16 protein-coding genes and 1 tRNA gene are annotated in these 17,524 nt (G+C 60.2%); 2 read left to right on the forward strand and 15 right to left on the reverse strand.

Features of this window, described 5'->3' with window-relative positions; genetic code table 11:
• The 10 genes from HUS57_RS16570 to groES form a co-directional block, all read right to left on the reverse strand.
• Entirely contained in the window at positions 1–612 is a 612-nt protein-coding gene (locus HUS57_RS16570; protein WP_173934972.1) for a hypothetical protein, read from the reverse strand.
• Positions 613–704: 92 nt separating this feature from the next.
• Positions 705–1,133, reverse strand: coding sequence for a hypothetical protein (locus tag HUS57_RS16575; protein ID WP_173934973.1), 429 nt, complete (start codon positions 1,131–1,133; stop codon positions 705–707).
• Between the two features lie 359 nt (positions 1,134–1,492).
• Positions 1,493–1,569: transfer RNA gene (locus HUS57_RS16580), tRNA-Arg, on the reverse strand.
• Positions 1,570–1,742: 173 nt separating this feature from the next.
• Positions 1,743–3,242 (reverse strand): HAMP domain-containing sensor histidine kinase, encoded by a 1,500-nt coding sequence (locus HUS57_RS16585; protein WP_173934974.1) that lies wholly within the window; start codon positions 3,240–3,242, stop codon positions 1,743–1,745.
• 47 nt (positions 3,243–3,289) lie between these two features.
• Positions 3,290–4,717: an FAD-dependent oxidoreductase gene (locus HUS57_RS16590; RefSeq protein ID WP_173934975.1), complete on the reverse strand. Its 1,428-nt coding sequence runs from the start codon at positions 4,715–4,717 to the stop codon at positions 3,290–3,292.
• Between the two features lie 30 nt (positions 4,718–4,747).
• A complete protein-coding gene (locus tag HUS57_RS16595) occupies positions 4,748–5,479 on the reverse strand; it encodes a TVP38/TMEM64 family protein (RefSeq protein ID WP_246727913.1) in 732 nt (243 codons plus the stop codon).
• 241 nt (positions 5,480–5,720) lie between these two features.
• Positions 5,721–7,112: a class II fumarate hydratase gene (gene fumC, locus HUS57_RS16600; RefSeq protein ID WP_173934977.1), complete on the reverse strand. Its 1,392-nt coding sequence runs from the start codon at positions 7,110–7,112 to the stop codon at positions 5,721–5,723.
• 117 nt (positions 7,113–7,229) lie between these two features.
• Entirely contained in the window at positions 7,230–8,006 is a 777-nt protein-coding gene (locus HUS57_RS16605; RefSeq protein WP_173934978.1) for a sulfite exporter TauE/SafE family protein, read from the reverse strand.
• Positions 8,007–8,215: 209 nt separating this feature from the next.
• Positions 8,216–9,850 carry a chaperonin GroEL gene (gene groL / locus HUS57_RS16610; protein ID WP_173934979.1) on the reverse strand — a complete coding sequence of 545 codons (1,635 nt, stop codon included), beginning with the start codon at positions 9,848–9,850 and terminating at the stop codon, positions 8,216–8,218.
• Between the two features lie 62 nt (positions 9,851–9,912).
• Complete coding sequence (gene groES, locus HUS57_RS16615) at positions 9,913–10,209, reverse strand: co-chaperone GroES (protein ID WP_173934980.1); 297 nt, start codon at positions 10,207–10,209, stop codon at positions 9,913–9,915.
• 141 nt (positions 10,210–10,350) lie between these two features.
• Here groES and HUS57_RS16620 point away from each other — a divergent pair, with 141 nt between their 5' ends.
• Positions 10,351–11,277 carry a DMT family transporter gene (locus tag HUS57_RS16620; protein ID WP_246727914.1) on the forward strand — a complete coding sequence of 309 codons (927 nt, stop codon included), beginning with the start codon at positions 10,351–10,353 and terminating at the stop codon, positions 11,275–11,277.
• A gap of 11 nt (positions 11,278–11,288) precedes the next feature.
• Here the strand turns inward: HUS57_RS16620 and HUS57_RS16625 are convergent, their stop codons facing one another.
• Positions 11,289–11,927, reverse strand: a complete 639-nt coding sequence (locus HUS57_RS16625) for a DNA-3-methyladenine glycosylase I (RefSeq protein WP_173934981.1) — start codon at positions 11,925–11,927, stop codon at positions 11,289–11,291.
• A gap of 190 nt (positions 11,928–12,117) precedes the next feature.
• Here HUS57_RS16625 and HUS57_RS16630 point away from each other — a divergent pair, with 190 nt between their 5' ends.
• The gene (locus tag HUS57_RS16630; RefSeq protein ID WP_173934982.1) at positions 12,118–12,906 is read left to right on the forward strand and encodes a L,D-transpeptidase; all 789 of its coding nucleotides are present in this window, start codon (positions 12,118–12,120) and stop codon (positions 12,904–12,906) included.
• Positions 12,907–12,991: 85 nt separating this feature from the next.
• On the opposite strand, the gene glcF is transcribed toward HUS57_RS16630, so the two are convergent.
• The 4 genes from glcF to HUS57_RS16650 all read right to left on the reverse strand — a co-directional run bounded on the left by glcF (position 12,992) and on the right by HUS57_RS16650 (position 17,522).
• On the reverse strand, positions 12,992–14,332 hold the full coding sequence (gene glcF / locus HUS57_RS16635; protein WP_173934983.1) for a glycolate oxidase subunit GlcF: 1,341 nt from the start codon (positions 14,330–14,332) through the stop codon (positions 12,992–12,994).
• 7 nt (positions 14,333–14,339) lie between these two features.
• Complete coding sequence (locus HUS57_RS16640; RefSeq protein WP_173934984.1) at positions 14,340–14,714, reverse strand: DUF4870 domain-containing protein; 375 nt, start codon at positions 14,712–14,714, stop codon at positions 14,340–14,342.
• A gap of 41 nt (positions 14,715–14,755) precedes the next feature.
• Entirely contained in the window at positions 14,756–15,964 is a 1,209-nt protein-coding gene (gene glcE / locus HUS57_RS16645) for a glycolate oxidase subunit GlcE (RefSeq protein ID WP_173934985.1), read from the reverse strand.
• Between the two features lie 61 nt (positions 15,965–16,025).
• Positions 16,026–17,522: an FAD-linked oxidase C-terminal domain-containing protein gene (locus HUS57_RS16650; RefSeq protein ID WP_173934986.1), complete on the reverse strand. Its 1,497-nt coding sequence runs from the start codon at positions 17,520–17,522 to the stop codon at positions 16,026–16,028.
• Positions 17,523–17,524: the final 2 nt, after the last annotated feature.

Consider the following 17,524-nt stretch of genomic DNA (forward strand, 5'->3'; position numbering starts at 1 on the left):
TCAGGCCGCCCACCACCATGTGCCGAGCGCGGCCGACACCGCCATTCCGCCACCAAAGATCGGCCAAACGAACTGTTCCTTGCGCGGCAGCCGGATCACTACCCATGCCATGAGCCCGAGCATTGCGAGCCCCCCGACACTAAGAAGATATGGCAGACGTAAGTCATAGGCCGATGCCCGTGCTGGAGTTTCATTTCCGGTGGTGTCAAGTAGTCGGCCGAGCGCCGGAAAATCACCAAGATCGACCAGCGGACGTTCCGTGATTTCGAGTTCCACCGGCTTGCCGAAGAGAACCGAACGGCGGATGTTCACCGACATTCCCTCCATCATCAGGCCCGGCATGGCCCGATCATGGAGCGCCTTCGGTGCATCGATGGTAAACGGGATTCCATCGTCGCCGGCGAGGATGATCCGGTGGACCGTAGCAAATGTGCGTGTTCGTGTCGCCAGATCTGGCAAAATGGTCTGATGCGTATCGCGGCCAAGGATGGTAGCTTGCTCCGCATGGGCCGGCAGCAAGCGGGCTGCGAGATCGCAAAGGATGCCTGTTCCAAGGACAACAAAGACACCGACCAGCGCTGTGACGGCAACTGTACGTGAGGGTTCTTTCATGGCCTCCACTCACCCGGTCGGCTGCGCAGGCAGGAAGGGCATGCTCCTGCGCAGCCCGTGCATCGTAGTTTTGCTGGATGCCGGCCTACCTATCAGTGCTGATCGAGCACTTGCGTGCCCGCAAAGTAGATATGAAGCTGATAAAGTGGTACCGGGTTCGGCTCGATGCCCTCAGGCATGAACTCAACATCGATGTGGCTGATGGGCGGGGTCTCGATACCAGGGGTCAATGATGTCCAATCGGTCCCGGCTTCGAAGTCCTCCATCGTGAACATATACTCTACACAAACGACGTGGCCTTCAATTTCGCAATAGATTGGCCCCGTGGGTAGATCGTCGGTGCGTGCCCAGTGCGCTCCCATATTCGGCACATGCGGGCTGATCTGGACGGCATCAGGGGCGACATCTGCCAGTAGCGGCAAGCCTTCAAGTGAGGTCGGGGCCTCATGAGCCGACGCCGGTAGAGCAACAAGCGCAAAGGCCAAGCCTGCGCCTGCGATTATACTTCCTAACAGTTTCACGGTACTTTCCTCCATGACAGTGACGGCCCATCCGTAGGCGGACGGATACGATCAGTCGTGGGGAATGGGGTTGGGGAATGAGCCGCTGTCGTGCTTTTGTACGGAAAACGCTGCACTCAACCCATCGCGTCACAGATGTTGGGGAGAGCGCCGATCTACACCGCAGAGAGCTCCCTGGCGAACGGCATGCGTCTTGAGAACGCATGGTTAGCTCGAAGACTCAACAGCGATGAATTTCAGCATCGTACGCCATGCTGCGCAGCCGCTCGCCAGTGTATCCGATTATCCAAAACCGTTGCAAAAACCGTTGCAGAAGCAAATTTTGCAACGGTGCGTGTCGTCTAAGCTATTGAAATTTATGGCGCGCCCGAAAGGATTCGAACCTCTGACCCCCAGATTCGTAGTCTGGTGCTCTATCCAGCTGAGCTACGGGCGCGGATGCCGTGACCGGCATGGTCGTGGAAATCAACCCATGACCGAACGTGGCTTAACTAGCGACTGAAAAAGGCAAAAGCAAGCGCCGATATGAGATTTCTCATCGGTGCGTTGCCGAGGCGTCGCCCGGTCGCGCTTCGCGACTCCGCCTTGGGTTATTTTGCTGCTTGAGGGTTATTTTGCTGCTTGAGCCCTCGGCCCGGCCTTGGCGACTTGCCGGTCCCGCCCCGCCTTGTCCGGTATGGTGATCCTGAAGACCGTATGGCCGCTGCCGCTTTCTTCCAGATGAAGCGTGCCGCCATGTGCGCGCACGAGTTCGTGGGCGATGGCAAGGCCAAGGCCGGTGCCGCCGCTTCTGGCGGAGCCTCGGAAAGCGGTAAAAAGATTGTGCCGGGCCCGTTCGGGCAAGCCAGGACCGGTGTCTATCACAAGAATATGCACTTTCGCGCCCTCGCGATGAGCCGACACGGTGAGCCTACGCACTAGCGCCGCGCCGGTTTCGCTGGTCATGGCCTGGACGGAGTTGCGGCACAGATTGGAAAGGACGCGGAAGAGCTGCTCGGCATCCGCGCTGATTTCCAGCAGCGGGTCCACCTCATTGACGAACTCGATCCGGCTCGCAGGATCGATGGCAAGTGTCGCCTGAACCTCGCTGACAAGCTGGGCCAGAAGAAGCCGCCGGCGCTGGGGTGGCGCTTCCTGGGCGCGGCCATAGGCAAGAACACCTTGTGTGTAGAAGACGGCGCGATCCAGCGTACGTACGAGCTTCGGCGCTAGCGACTGGACGGTTGGGTCCTCGCTGCGCACCAGCCGGTCCGAGATGAGCTGGGCGGAAGAGAGCATGTTGCGCATGTCGTGGTTGATCTTGGAAACTGCAAGACCGAGATCCGCCAAACGCTTGCGCTCCCCAAGCGTGCGGTAAAGCGTCCGCTGCATCTCTGCAAGCTCACGCTCGGCGATGCCGATCTCATCGTCCCGCGCCTCGGGGACAATGATTCGCTCGGGATCATCCGGTGCTTCCCCAAAGGCGAGCATGGACCGGGTCATGGCCCGGATGGGGCGGATCATGATGCGGTTGATGGCATAGAAGACGAGGGTCGCGGTGAAGAGCGAGATGATGAGGGAAAGGAATGCCACATTGCGGGCATAGGACAGTAGAGCCGAGCGCAAACCTTGGTCAGGCAAAATGATCTCGTACTGGTTCGTGCTTTCTCCCACGCTGCCGAAAATGCGCAGCATCCTCTCGCCGCCGAAAAAGAGCGTGTCGAACGCCTGAACCACCGCCTCCAGCGGGCCGATATTGTCGAGGTCGGTGTGCATGTCCACCGACGGCGGAACCCAGGAGACTACAAGCAGGCGCGAGGTCCCGCCGTCCCGCACCGCAATGGCGCTCACGCCTGTTGTAATGAGGATGTCGTTGCTTGCTTCGCGGCTGAGGCTGTCGGGATCTCCTGACAGCAGGACAGTGCTGACCACAGCCGACGTGCGCAGACGCTGCTCCATCCATTGCAGGCTGAAATTGGCTACGGAGGGGATGAAGATCAGAATTTCCGCAGCCATCACGAACAGTATGGTCAGAAGCAGGAGCTTCGTCGAAAGGCCCCGCGTCAGGGGCACCGCGCGCTCGATGCCCCGCGCTTCAGCCTCAGTGTTCTGCTGCCGGTCCTCAGACATTACCCGTCCCTGCCGGTCGATCTGCGCTCGTACCGCTTTCCGGTTGTTTATCCGAATAGACGCAGAAAGCCGATCAGTCTACGCAGCGTCGGATTCTTGGCCGCTGGCGCGAGGCTTGCAAGTGCCGCCCGTTTGCCGATCTCGCCAAAGGTGGGGTAGGGGGCCACATAGCCGGCGACGTCACGGATCGACATCCGCTTGTAAAGAACGAGCGACCAGAAATGCATCATTTCGGCTGCTCCGCGGCCCGCAATGGAAACGCCCAGAATCCGTCCGCGCCTGCCAAGAACCAGTTTGATCAGTCCTGCCGTCTCACGCTCGGTCTGCGCGCGGTCGTTTTCGGAAAAGGCAGAGCGGACGATCGTGACATGCCTTTCCGAACTGCGAGCTTCGGCCTCCGAAAGCCCGATCTCGGCGATTTCAGGATCGGTATAAACGACGCGTGGCACATGCCGGCTCATCATCCTGAATGGCAGCCGGAAGAGGATCGCGCGCAGGACGAGAGCCGCATGGTGGCTGGCAACATGGGTGAACTGCAATCCGCCCGCCACATCGCCGATGGCATAGACCCGGCGGTTGGTGGTGCGCAGCATGGGGGATACCCGAATGCCAGCGGGATCGCAGGCAATGCCCGCCTTGTCCAACCCCAGCGCCTCGACGTTCGGCTTGCGCCCGGCTGCAAGCAGCAGGTGAGTGCCTTCAAGAACGTGCGCGGAATCCTCGGTTCTGAAATGCACCCGGATGCCTGACTCCATGCATCGTTCCACACGCTGCACTGTGGCATGCTCGATGATCTTTATCCCTTCCGCGCGCAGCCTCTCCAGAGCGAGGGCGACAAGTTCCCTATCATGACCACCGAGCGCGCTGGCAGCCTCCACAACGGTGACGCGTGCACCCAGCCTGCAATGCGCCTGCGCAAGCTCAAGGCCAACCGGCCCAGCGCCAATGACGATCAGATGACCGGGGCGCTCCTTGAGCGCAAAAACGGTCTTGTTTGTGAGGTAGGGCACCTCTTCAAGCCCTGCGATCGGCGGAATGGCGGGAGACGAGCCCGTCGCGATGACATATCGGCGCGCGCGGATCTGGTGATCCCCCGCCACCACAGTGCTCGCGTCCTTGAAGCGAGCTTCGCATTTCAGCACAGTAACCCCGAGAGCGGAAAAGCGCCCAACGGAGTCTTTGGGAGCGATGGCAGCAATCACGCCCTCGACATGCTCTATCGCCTGCGAAAAATCGATTCTTGCATTATCTGGGCTGTGAATTCCGAACTGGAAGCCTTGTGCTAGCCGGTGCGCCGTGCCTGCTGATGCGAGCAGGGATTTTGATGGTATGCATCCATAGTTCAGGCAGTCGCCACCCATCTTCGCGCGTTCAATCAGCACGACGGGGACGCCGAATGCCGCCGCCGCGGCGGCTATGGTCAGCCCGCCCGACCCGCCGCCAATAACGCAAATGTCCGGCCGGAGGGTAATCACGGCCCACCGCCCCGCATCGGTCCTGTCCTGTCAGCTCGCCCCACGCACTCTCCTTAATGCGAGCGCGAGGACGGCTACCAGCGCTAGCGCGGCAAAGGCCAGCTTGACCTCGGACGTCACGAGGTCGCGCAGCCTAAGGCTCTGATCCGCGGCTTCGGCCGCAACCAGGGCGCTCTCCAGCCCACAGCCGAGATAGGCATAGGCGAAGGTGCCGGGAATGATGCCGAGAGCAGTGGCGGCGATGAATGTCCCGATCCGCACATTGACGAGTGCGGCGACAATGTTGACCATCCAGAAGGGTACGACTGGAGCGAGCCGAAGCACCAGGAGGTAGCCGAACGCGCCGTCTCGGAAGCCACTTGCCAGGCTTGCTGTCCGTCCGCCTAAACGCCTTTGCAGCAAGTCTCCACAGGCTGTCCGCGCCGCAAGAAACAGCACGGTCGAGCCTGCCGTTGCAGCGATCAGCACAAGAGCTCCGCCGAATATCCAGCCGAACAGGAAACCACCAAAGACCGTCAGAAGGGACGCTGCAGGAAAGCTCGCGGCCACTGCAATAGCGTAGAAAAGGAGGAATGCCACGGGCGCAAGAACCGGATGCGCCTCTACAAGGGAGTCAAGCGCCGACTTGCTTTCGGTCAGCGCCGAGAAGGTAAGATGCTTATGCAGGCCCGCCGTATAGATCGCCGCAACAAAAAGAAGGAGTAGTGCCAGCGGCGTGAAGCGCCGCGCAATGTATTTCCAGTCTCTCTCACTGCCCATCATCGCCGGCATCGTGCCCGATCAGGATCATCAGCAGTTTGCCCTGAACGTGGCCAGCTTACATGAAATTCGCCCCGAACGGGGGGCAAGGAGAAGCTTGATGCCCCATCTCACAGCGTTTTGAGACCTTTCAACGTTGCCGTCACCCTTTCGTGAAGGGCGGGTGCCGGAATGCATCTAGCCTTTGCGCGAGCGGAGCGTCAGCGGGAAGCGGTATTTCCGGTCCCCCGATGCAAACGCCAGCCTAGCTTGGTGCAATCATGTTTTCCGGTCGCACCAAACGGTCGTATTCTTCCTCGGTAATGAGCCCGCTTCTCAGCGCTTCCTGCCGCAATGTGGTGCCATTACGATGAGCGTTCTTGGCAATCATGGCAGCATTGTCATAACCTATGGCAGGCGCAAGCGCGGTGACGAGCATCAGCGAGCGCTGCATGAGATCGGCAATCCTTACTTCATCCGCCTCAATTCCCTTCACGCAATTATCGGCGAAGGAGCGCATAGAATCGGTAAGCAGGCGCAAGGACTGAAGCACGGCATTGGCAATGACGGGCTTGAAGACGTTGAGCTCGAAATGGCCCTGGCTGGCCGCCACGGTTACAGTCGTCTGATTGCCCATGATCTGCGTGGCCACCATGGTAAGCGCCTCCGCCTGGGTCGGGTTGACCTTACCCGGCATGATCGAGGAGCCCGGTTCGTTTTCCGGCAGCTTCAGTTCGCCAAGCCCGGAGCGTGGGCCGGAGCCCAGAAAGCGTATGTCGTTGGCAATCTTGAAAAGATCCGAAGCAAGGGAGTTGAGCGTGCCGTGGAATGTGGCGAGCGCGCCATGGCTGGCCAGCGCTTCGAACTTGTTGTCCGCCGTGCGAAAGGGAAGGCCGGTTGTTGCGGCCACGCGCTCTGCAAAGGCTTTGTCGAAACCCTTGGGAGCGTTAAGGCCGGTGCCCACAGCGGTGCCGCCCTGCGCCAGCGCAAAGACATCTCCGAGCGCCGTTTCAATGCGGGCGCGGCCAAGCTTCAACGCCGCAACATATCCGGAAAACTCCTGTCCGAGCGTGAGCGGAGTGGCGTCCTGCGTGTGGGTGCGGCCGATCTTGATGATGCCGCCGAAGGCACGTTCCTTTTCCTCCAGCGCTGCAGTCAGATGATCCAGCGCCGGCAATAGTTCGGCATGGGTCTCGCGCGCGGTGGCGACGTGCATTGCGGTTGGGAAGGAGTCGTTGGATGACTGCCCCATATTGACGTGATCGTTGGGGTGAACCGGCTTCTTCGAGCCCATCGCCCCGCCCAGCATCTCGATGGCGCGGTTGGAGATCACTTCATTGGTGTTCATGTTTGTCTGTGTACCAGATCCGGTCTGCCACACCGAGAGCGGGAAGTGTTCGTCAAGCTTGCCGTCCACCACTTCGCGCGCGGCTGCCACGATAGCCTCGCCAAGACCTTCATCAAGCTTCCCAAGCTTCATGTTCACTTCGGCGGCTGCCAGCTTCACAATACCGAATGCACGGATCAGCGGCACCGGCATTTTCTCAGTCCCGATCTTGAAATTGCCGAGCGAGCGTTGTGTCTGTGCGCCCCAGTAGCGGTCAGCCGGTACTTCGATCGGTCCAAATGTATCGGTTTCGGTGCGGGTGTTCGTCATGCGATATTGCTCCCCATCAGTCCTGAAGCCATATGCGCCAGCGGTTTCTCTTTTGCAAACCCCTTAGGGACCTCTCGGCTCTATTGGATCGATTAAAGTCGAAAGGACGCAGAAGCCTTACGCCAGTCCGAGGATCTGGACCGTCTGCCATGTGGCCAAAAGAACGATAAGACAGCCGATCGCACGCAGCAGCAGACGCTCCTTGACCGATTTGATGATCCAGCCGGCAAAGGGTGCGGCAATGACTCCGCCAGACACCAGTCCGGCGACCGCAGCAGCGTGGTCCATGTAGGAGCCTCCGGCCTGCCAATGTCCAGTCACCAGTGCGACCAGAAAACTCAAGGATACTGCGGTGGCCACCAGGAATTCGCTGGCGTTCACGGTACCGATGACATAGCGCGGCGGGGCTCCCGCTCCCAACAAACCCGTGGTTACTATTGAGCCCCATCCGCCGCCGCCGGCCGCATCCAGAAAGCCCCCCACCGCTCCTAGGGGCGCGACCACCTTGGTAGGTACTGGATTGGACGGGATTTTGCGGAACGAACGGAAGATGAGCCAGCAGCCGATGAGCGCCAGATAGGTGGTCACGAAAGGTTTTATCACATCGCCCTCAAAGGAAGTAAGCACATACGCACCGAAGCAGCCGCCGATGATCCCGAATGGAGCAAGTCTTGCGAAGAGGTGCCAGTCGATGTTGCGATGATAAAGATGCGCCGAGCCGGACGCCGCGGTTGTGAAAAGTTCAGCCGCGTGAACGGAGGCCGAGGCATGAGCCGGCGGAACGCCAAAACTCAGAAGAACCGTTGCGCTCACCACCCCGTAGGCCATACCCAATGCGCCGTCGATGATCTGGGCCGCGAAGCCGACGGCTCCGAACAAAAGAAAATCCTGCACAGGCGCTACCTTCTCCGAAGACGCCATACACTAATCGGATAAAGGATCAGGCGTTAAGGCCTTGATTTTCCCGCGCGGAACTCGATCGCGCAAACATTTTTCGTTTCCGCCAAAAAAGACGAACGTCGCGAAGGCGTACGTCTCAGGAGAGAAACAAAAAGGGCGGCATTTCTGCCGCCCCTTCGCGTATCGTAAAAGCGGTGGACTTGTTAGAAGTCCATGCCACCCATGCCACCACCCGGCATTGCAGGCATCGGAGCTTCCTTCTTCGGGAGCTCGGCGATCATGGCCTCGGTGGTGATCAGCAGGCCGGCAACCGAAGCCGCATCCTGAAGGGCCGTGCGGACGACCTTCATCGGGTCGACGACGCCCATGGCGATCATGTCGCCAAACTCATCGGTCTGAGCGTTGTAACCGAAGGTCGGCGAATCGTTTTCGAGAATCTTGCCCGCAACGATGGATGCTTCCGCACCGGCGTTTTCGGCGATCTGACGGCAAGGGGCCTGGATGGCGCGGCGAATGATATTGATGCCGGAATCCTGGTCCGGATTCTCGCCCTTGGCGGTGATCGCCTTGGAAGCGCGCAGCAGAGCTGTGCCGCCGCCCGGAACGATTCCTTCCTCGACCGCAGCGCGGGTGGCGTTCAGCGCATCATCGACCCGATCTTTGCGCTCCTTCACCTCAACCTCGGTCGCACCGCCGACGCGGATCACTGCGACACCGCCCGCCAACTTGGCAAGACGCTCCTGCAGCTTCTCACGATCGTAATCGGAGGTGGTCTCCTCGATCTGCTGCTTGATCTGGGCAACACGGCCTTCGATCTCCGCCTTCTCGCCCGCACCGTCAACGATGGTCGTGGTCTCCTTGGCGATGGAAACGCGCTTGGCGCGGCCCAGCATATCGAGGGTGACATTCTCGAGCTTGATGCCGAGGTCCTCGGAGATCACCTGGCCACCGGTCAGGATTGCAATGTCTTCCAGCATGGCCTTGCGACGGTCGCCGAAGCCCGGAGCCTTTACGGCAGCGATCTTGAGGCCGCCGCGCAGCTTGTTGACGACGAGCGTTGCTAGCGCCTCGCCCTCGACATCCTCAGCAATGATGAGAAGCGGACGGCTCGACTGAACGACGGCTTCCAGCACAGGCAGCATGGCCTGAAGGTTGGAAAGCTTCTTCTCGTGGAGAAGGATGTAGGCGTCCTCAAGCTCGGCAACCATCTTCTCCGGATTGGTGATGAAGTAGGGGGAGAGATAGCCGCGGTCGAACTGCATGCCCTCGACCACCTCGAGCTCGGTCTCTGCAGTCTTGGCTTCCTCGACGGTGATCACGCCCTCATTGCCCACCTTCTGCATGGCGCCGGCGATCATCTCGCCGATTTCCTTTTCGCCATTGGCGGAAATGGTGCCAACCTGGGCAACCTCTTCGGACGTCTTGATTTTCGTCGTAGCCTTGTTGAGGTACTCGACCACGTCGGCAACCGCGAGATCGACGCCGCGCTTCAGATCCATCGGGTTCATGCCGGCGGCAACAGCCTTGGTGCCTTCCTGCACAATGGCTTGGGCAAGAACGGTGGCAGTGGTGGTGCCGTCACCGGCAGTGTCGTTGGTCTTTGACGCCACTTCGCGCACAAGCTGGGCGCCCATGTTCTCGAACTTGTCCTCAAGCTCGATCTCCTTGGCGACTGTCACACCGTCCTTGGTGATGCGGGGGGCGCCGAAGGACTTGTCGAGGACGACGTTGCGGCCTTTCGGGCCGAGAGTCACCTTCACTGCGTTGGCAAGGATGTCGACGCCCTTAAGCATGCGCTCACGCGCGTCACGGGAAAATTTTACATCTTTTGCAGCCATGTTCACTTGTCTCCTGGGCTCGACAAGGAGCCCGCTTCAGATTGAAAGGAAAGGGCGCCTGTTCAGCCAATCACGCCCATGATGTCGGACTCCTTCATGATGAGGAGGTCTTCGCCATCGAGCTTGACTTCCGTGCCTGACCACTTGCCAAACAATACACGGTCGCCCGGCTTCACATCGAGCGGAACGAGCTTGCCGCTTTCGTCGCGTGCGCCGTTGCCAACTGCAATGATCTCGCCTTCCTGCGGCTTCTCTTTTGCGGTATCGGGAATGATAATGCCCCCGGCCGTTTTCTCCTCGGATTCGACCCGGCGGACGACCACGCGGTCATGAAGCGGGCGAAAATTCGTATTTGCCATGTCCTGAACCCTTGATTCGGCTGATGAAATGGTCTTCTTCTCCACCTGGCAGGTGGAGCGTGGCTGGCACTCGACCGATGAGAGTGCTAACAAAATTTAGATAGTCAGGACACCCAGCAGAGTCAAGCAGTGGGGGACCTGTTGACTGATCGACCATTGGCCGCTTCCGACCAGCCCTTGCTTGGCGTGTTGCTTATGCTCGGCTTCTGCGCGGTCATTCCGCTGAGCGATGCCATCGCCAAAGTTCTGGGACAGACAATCCCTCTTCTTCAACTGCTCCTTGTGCGGTTTGGCACGCAGGCGGTGCTTCTGGTGCCCGGTCTGTCGCGAGGAGGGGGCTGGGCTGGTTTCACTCCGCGCGTCGCATGGCTGACAGTGGCGCGCACCGCCTTTCAGGTGATCGCAGTCGGCGGCATGTTCGCCTCGCTGCGGTTCCTGCCGCTGGCGGAGGCGATCGCCATAGCCTTCGTGATGCCGTTCATCCTGCTCATGCTCGGCCGCATAGTTCTGAACGAGGAGGTTGGGCCGCGCAGGATTGCTGCCTGCGCGGTAGGTTTCGCAGGAACGCTGCTCGTCATCCAGCCGAGCTTTGCAGAGGTGGGCGCGCCCGCACTGCTGCCGGTCCTAGTCGCATTTTTCATCGCACTTTACATGCTGGTGACGAGGCAGATCGCGCAGGAGGTGGACGCGCTCGTCTTGCAGGGCACGAGCGGTTTTCTTGCCACAGTGGGACTTCTTCTCTTGCTCATGCTCGCTCCCAAAGCAGATTACCCGGACCTGACCCTCGTGATGCCGGATCGCAAGGAGGCGCTTCTTCTTGCCGGGATCGGCCTTCTGGGCACATTCGCGCATCTGCTTATGACGTGGTCATTGCGTTTTGCGCCCTCGGCAACGGTGGCTCCAATCCAGTATCTGGAAATTCCGTTCGCAACGCTCCTGGGCTGGATCGTCTTCAGCGAGCTGCCAAACGCATTTGCCGCGACCGGAATTTTCATCATCATGGCAGCAGGCCTCTATATCGTCTTCCGCGAAAGGAAGCTTGCCATGCCGGTGCCACCGGAAGGATAGTTTCGCAAGCGTCACGAGGGGCGCTTGAAGCGCTGCCGTTCCTCCTCCACCTCCTGCCGGATCACGCAGCCTTCGATGTGATCGTTCACAAGCCCCATAGCCTGCATGAATGCATAAACGGTAGTCGGGCCGACAAAGGTCCAGCCGCGCTTTTTCAGATCCCTGGAGAGCCGGGTCGAGAATTCGGTATGGCCCAATCGGGAGAGGGTCTCATAGTCGATTGTGGTTGGTCGTTCCTGCGGACCCGGCTCGCGCCGCCAGAAATAGGCTGCGAGAGAACCTTCCGTTTCCGCCAGTTCGATGGCTCTGCGTGCATTGTTGATGGTGGAGCGGATCTTTCCGGCGTGGCGGATGATGCCGGCATTGCCGAGGAGACGCTCGACGTCCTGTTCCGTGAAGCGGGCCACGCGCTCGAAATCGAAATCTTCAAAGGCCTCGCGGAAATTATCCCTCTTGCGCAGGATCGTGAGCCAGGACAGCCCAGACTGGAAGCCTTCCAGGCATAGCTTTTCAAACAGGCGCCGGTCGCAGGCAACGGGGCGGCCCCACTCATGATCGTGATAGGCCTGATAATCGGGGAAGTTGCCATGCCAGTGGCAGCGCTTCTTGCCGTCGACCCCCTCGATAAGGCCAGAATTCTGCTCGCTCATTCCACCACCCGCTTCTTTTGTTGGCGTTAAGAAGCCGTTCACCAGTCTTCTGCACCGGACGGTAACCACATTCGCCGGTTTACCGAAAGTATCGCATTCTACGAGGACGGATTCACCATTCGGTTGCGGCCTTGATGCAGCATCCTGTCTCGATGCGTCAGTAGGCGTATCTGGTGGGAAGGCAACTGCGATGAAGATAATACCAGTCGTTTCGGGCGCGATAGCAACTCTCATCCTTTCCGGTGCGGCGCAGGCGCAGAACCGCGTTGTGGAGCCGCCGCCCGTCTTGGTGAGTCCTGACCTTGCAGCCCCGTGGGTACTGCAGCTGCGGCAGGCGCCCGCGGGCGTTGCGCCCCGTGCATCCAGGGGACAAGCGCAAGCGATGCCCCGCCATGATCGGCCGGTGCAGCGGCAGCAGGCCGCCCCCGGAAGGCATGACTTACGTCGTGCGCAGGACCCGCGGCACATACGCACCGTTTCGACCGTGCCGCGTGCAGCGGCGCCATCCGGCCACTATTCGATCGACCCTAAATTCCTACCACAGGAAGTGAGCTATGACGGATCTCATGCTCCGGGCACGATCGTCGTCGATAGCAATTCGCGCTTTCTCTACCTGGTAATGCCGGGCGGCAAGGCGAGGCGCTACGGCGTGGGCGTGGGCAAGGAAGGCTTTAGCTGGAAGGGCACGCAAACGATCTCCCAAAAGCGCGAATGGCCGGACTGGCGTCCGCCGGCCGAGATGATCGAGCGCGAGAGGAAGAAGGGTCGCATTCTTCCTCTCCACATGAAGGGAGGGCCGGCAAACCCGCTTGGCGCCCGTGCCCTTTACCTTGGCTCGACGCTCTACCGTATCCACGGCACCAATGCGCCATGGACCATTGGGCAGGCGGTGTCGTCGGGGTGTATCCGGATGCGCAACGAAGATGTTATAGACCTTTACGAACGGGTTCCCGTCGGTGCCAAGGTCGTGGTAATCTGATTCTATTCGCGGGGGATGGGTCGGCGGAGGGGTCTGCCGGCACGCCTGCGGAAAGGCAGCATCTTAGGGGAGGTGCTGCCTTTCTTTATTGTTCCGCGGCTGCAGCCAATCGCGCTTTAAGCGCAGGCTCGGGAACGCCTGCCGGTTTTGGACCTCCATAGGCCCAATCGATGAGTTCCACCGTGTGGACGATCGGCAGCTTCGAGCCCGAAGCGATCTGCGTAATGCAGCCGATGTTTCCGGTGGCGACCGCTGCCGCTCCGGTAGCCTCGATGTTCTTCACCTTCCGGTCGCGAAGTCGCGTTGCGATCTCAGGCTGGAGGATGTTGTAGGTGCCGGCAGAGCCGCAGCAAAGATGGCCCTCGCGCGGCTCTCGCACAATGAAGCCGGCGCGCGCCAGTAGCGCCTTCGGCTCGCGCATGATTTTCTGTCCATGCTGCATCGAGCAGGGGGAATGATAGGCGATCTCGATGCCCGGACGGATTACGGGCTCAGGTAAATCAAGCGCCGCCAGATACTCCGTGATGTCCCTGGCAAGCTTTGAAACCCGCGCCGCCTTTTCCGCATAGGCGGGATCGAGCCGCAGCATGTGGCCATAATCCTTGATGGTTGTGCCGCAGCCCGATGCGGTGATGATAATCGCGTCGATTCCATGTTTGGAAATGACACGGCTCCATGCGTCCACATTCTTCCGCGCGAAGGCGAGTGCTTCCTTCTCGCGCCCCATGTGATGAACCAGCGCGCCGCAGCAGCCTTCGCCTTCTGTCGGGACAACCTCGATGCCAAGTCGCGCCAGTAGCCGCTGGGTTGCGGTATTGATGCCAGGATCAAGCACGGATTGTGCGCAGCCAGCAAGAACCGCGACGCGCCCGTGGGGTCTGTCAATGGATCCGTTAGCCGCTGCTTGTTCTTTCCCGGCGATAGGCAAGTGGCTGGGCGCCAGAGCCAGCATGGCGGCTAGAGGTTTCAGCGCCCGGATCTTTCCAAGGATCGGTCCCATAGGGCGCCCTAGCATTGCAAGCCGAAGGGCAAGGCGAAAGCGGCCAGGATAAGGCAGTACGCGGGCGATCATGGCGCGCGTAAGCCGATCGATTAGAGGGCGGCGATAGGTTTTCTCGATATGGGCCCGCGCATGATCGACAAGATGCATGTAGTTCACGCCTGATGGGCAGGTTGTCATGCAGGAGAGGCAGGAAAGACAGCGATCTATATGCTTCACTGTTTTGCGGTCGGCCGCACGCCCCTTTTCCAGCATGTCCTTGATGAGGTAGATGCGCCCGCGCGGGGAGTCGAGCTCGTTGCCGAGCTCGACATAGGTCGGGCAAGTGGCCATGCAGAAGCCGCAATGAACACATTTGCGCAGGATCGATTCCGACTCCGCGATTTGCGGATCGGCAAGCTGCTCGGGCGTGAAGTTTGTCTGCATGTTTCTCCTAGAGCACCCAGCTTAGCGGGTTGCTGATGGGTTCGTTGCGGCTTACGCGCTGCAAGCCGATGACCACCCGCACCACCAGCCAGACAGCCACAAGGAGCATGAGCAGGAAGCCGATGCCCACCACCATCAGCACGGTGGAGATGACGGCATAAAGAACGCCGATCCAGAAGGTGCGAATGGCCCAGGTGTAATGGGTCTCAAGCCACTCCGCAGATTGCCCGCGATTGAGGTAGGCCATGACGATGCCCACCAGTGCAGAAATGCCAATGACGAAGCCGAGGAGATACAGGACATAGATGACCTGGATGTTGGCCGGTCCGGGTTCCAGCCATCCCGTTTTAGGTGCGGGCGGTTGTGCGTCGGTTTCACTCATGTCGGTCTCCATGATTGTGGCTGCTCGACTTTATCACGCCCTCAGCCTGCCGCCATCCGCTCCGGATTGAGGATGTTTCTTGGGTCGAACTGCTCCTTCAGCCGCAGGGAAAGAGCGGCGAGGGCAGGCGGCTGGGGATGAAAAACGGGAATCGTTTCTCTCAGGGAAGCGGTAGCGCGCACAAGGGTGGCGTGGCCGCCGCCGAAATGTGCAATCAGCTTCCGCAGGATATCGGCTTCCGGATCCGCTTCCATCCGCAGCCAGACAAGCCCGCCTTGCCAATCATAAAAAGCGTTGGCGCCGGCAGCCCGACGGAAAGCGTCCACCATCCGGTACCCTTGCGTCGGTGCGATAGACACGCGCCATACGGGCGCTTGCGTGCCGTCTGCGAAAGGCCGGCAATCTCGGATTTCCCGCCAAAGCTTACGTGATTCCCCGCTCTCCAGGCTATCAACAGGTCCATGAGGCTTTACGAGGGCGGCAAGGCGGTTGAAGCGGTATTCGACCGAAGGGCCAAAACCCTCGATGCGCAAAACGGTTCTTGCGCCGCCGGAGAGGGCGCGGTCCAGAAAGCGCCCGACAACACCCTCCGGCAGATGGGCGGCACCCGAGACCTCACAGGTCGAACTCATCGCCTCCGCCATTGCGGCCGCTGCGTGTGCGTCATCAAGTCCGGTGATTACGAGCGTCCTTTCTGTCTCTGCGGTTGGCAGAACCTTGAAGGTTACGTCAGTGACAACAGCGAGCGTTCCCCAGGACCCAGCCAGCCCCTTGGAAAGATCGTAGCCCGTCACGTTCTTGACGACCCGTCCGCCGGATTTGAAGGCTTCGCCCCGGCCGGAAACCGCATGAATGCCAAGCACATGATCGCGCGCAGCCCCCGCCTTGATGCGGCGCGGTCCGGAAAGATTTGATGCAAGCGCGCCGCCGATCGTACCGTGCCCAGCTTCGATGCCCAGCAAAGGGCCGTAATCCATGGGCTCAAACGCAAATTGCTGATTATGCCGGGCGACCAGTTGCTCAAGCTCGGCAATCGGCGTTCCTGCCCGCGCGGAAAGGACCAGCTCCTCCGGCTCGTAAAGCGTAACCCCCGCAAGGCCGGACAGGTCCAGAACATCTTCCGTCTGCAAGGGGCGGCCGATCCCGCGCTTGGAGCCATGGCCGAGCACTTCCAGCGGCGTCTCCTCCGACACCGCCCAGCGGACGATGTCGAGTATCTCCGCGGAAGTTTTCGGGGTGAAGGTGGTCATGCGTCCGGCTTTCCGGTTAAAGCAGACGCTATCCCGTGGTTTAAGGATCGCTGTGGCAATGCTAGAACCTCGGAATGTCCGGGAACGGTATCCGCCCCCGATGAATGTGCATGCGCCCTAGTTCCGCGCACCGGTGAAGCTGCGGGAACATTTTTCCCGGATTGAGCAGATGATTCGGGTCGAAGGCGCATTTTACGCGGATCTGCTGATTGAGATCCTCTTCGGAGAACATCTCGGGCATCAGGTCACGCTTTTCCACGCCCACGCCGTGCTCCCCTGTGAGAACTCCGCCAACCTGGACGCACAGCCGTAATATGTCCGCACCGAAAGCTTCCGCGTTCTCCAACTCGCCCGGCTCGTTGGCGTCATAGAGGATGAGAGGGTGGAGATTGCCATCGCCTGCATGAAAGACGTTGGCAACGCGCAGCCCATACTTCCGTGAAAGTGCGCGCATACCCGCAAGAACCCGCGGCAGTTCCTTGCGCGGGATTGTGCCGTCCATGCAATAATAATCGGGCGAGATGCGGCCAACGGCAGGGAAGGCCGCCTTGCGGCCCGCCCAGAAGGAAAGCCGCTCCTCGTCGGAATTTGAGGCCCGGCTTGTGGTGCAGCCATTGGCGGCGGCGATGTCTTCCACCCGTCTGATGAGATGGTCCACTTCTGCCTGAGGCCCGTCCAGTTCCACGATAAGCAGCGCCTCGACATCCAGCGGATAGCCAGCACGCACGAAGTCTTCCGCCGCATGGATCGCCGGTCGGTCCATCATCTCCATGCCGCCTGGGATGATCCCCGCACCGATGATGTCTGCCACGCACTGGCCTGCCTGCTCGCTCGAAGGGAAGCCGATGAGAAGCGCGCGCGCTGTTTCCGGCTTCTTCAGGATACGTACCGTCACTTCGGTGACAACGCCCAGCAACCCCTCAGACCCAGTCATGAGGCCAAGCAGATCATAACCCTCCGCATCAAGGTGCTTGCCCCCGAGGCGGATCACCTCGCCATTCATAAGCACCATTTCTATGCCGAGGATGTTGTTGGCGGTAAGCCCGTATTTCAGGCAGTGCACGCCGCCGGAATTCTCCGCAACATTGCCGCCGATAGAGCAGGCGATCTGCGAGGAAGGGTCCGGTGCATAATAGTACCCTTCATGCTCGACTGCCTGCGTGATTCCCAGATTGGTCACGCCCGGCTGTGCAACTACCGCGCGGTTGGCGAAGTCGATTTCCAGAATGCGGTTGAAGCGGCTCATGACGAGCAGCACCGCATCCTGAAGCGGCAAGGCCCCGCCGGAAAGGGAGGTGCCGGAGCCGCGCGGCACAACACGGATGTTCCGTTCGTGGCAGTATTTCAGGATTCGAGAGACCTGTGCCACCGTCTCCGGAAGGACGACGACTAGCGGCATTTGCCGATAGGCGGTCAAACCGTCGCTCTCAAAGACGCGCATGCCGTTCTCGTCGGAAACAACGCCTTCACCCGGCACGATATGCGCCATATCGGCGACGATCTCCTCCCGCTTTCTCAGCGTTTCGGGATCGGCTTTCGGCATAAGCGGTCCGGACATGG

Origin of the sequence: Chelativorans sp. Marseille-P2723, assembly GCF_902809845.1 — a bacterium.
In the GTDB taxonomy this organism is placed as follows: domain Bacteria; phylum Pseudomonadota; class Alphaproteobacteria; order Rhizobiales; family Rhizobiaceae; genus Chelativorans.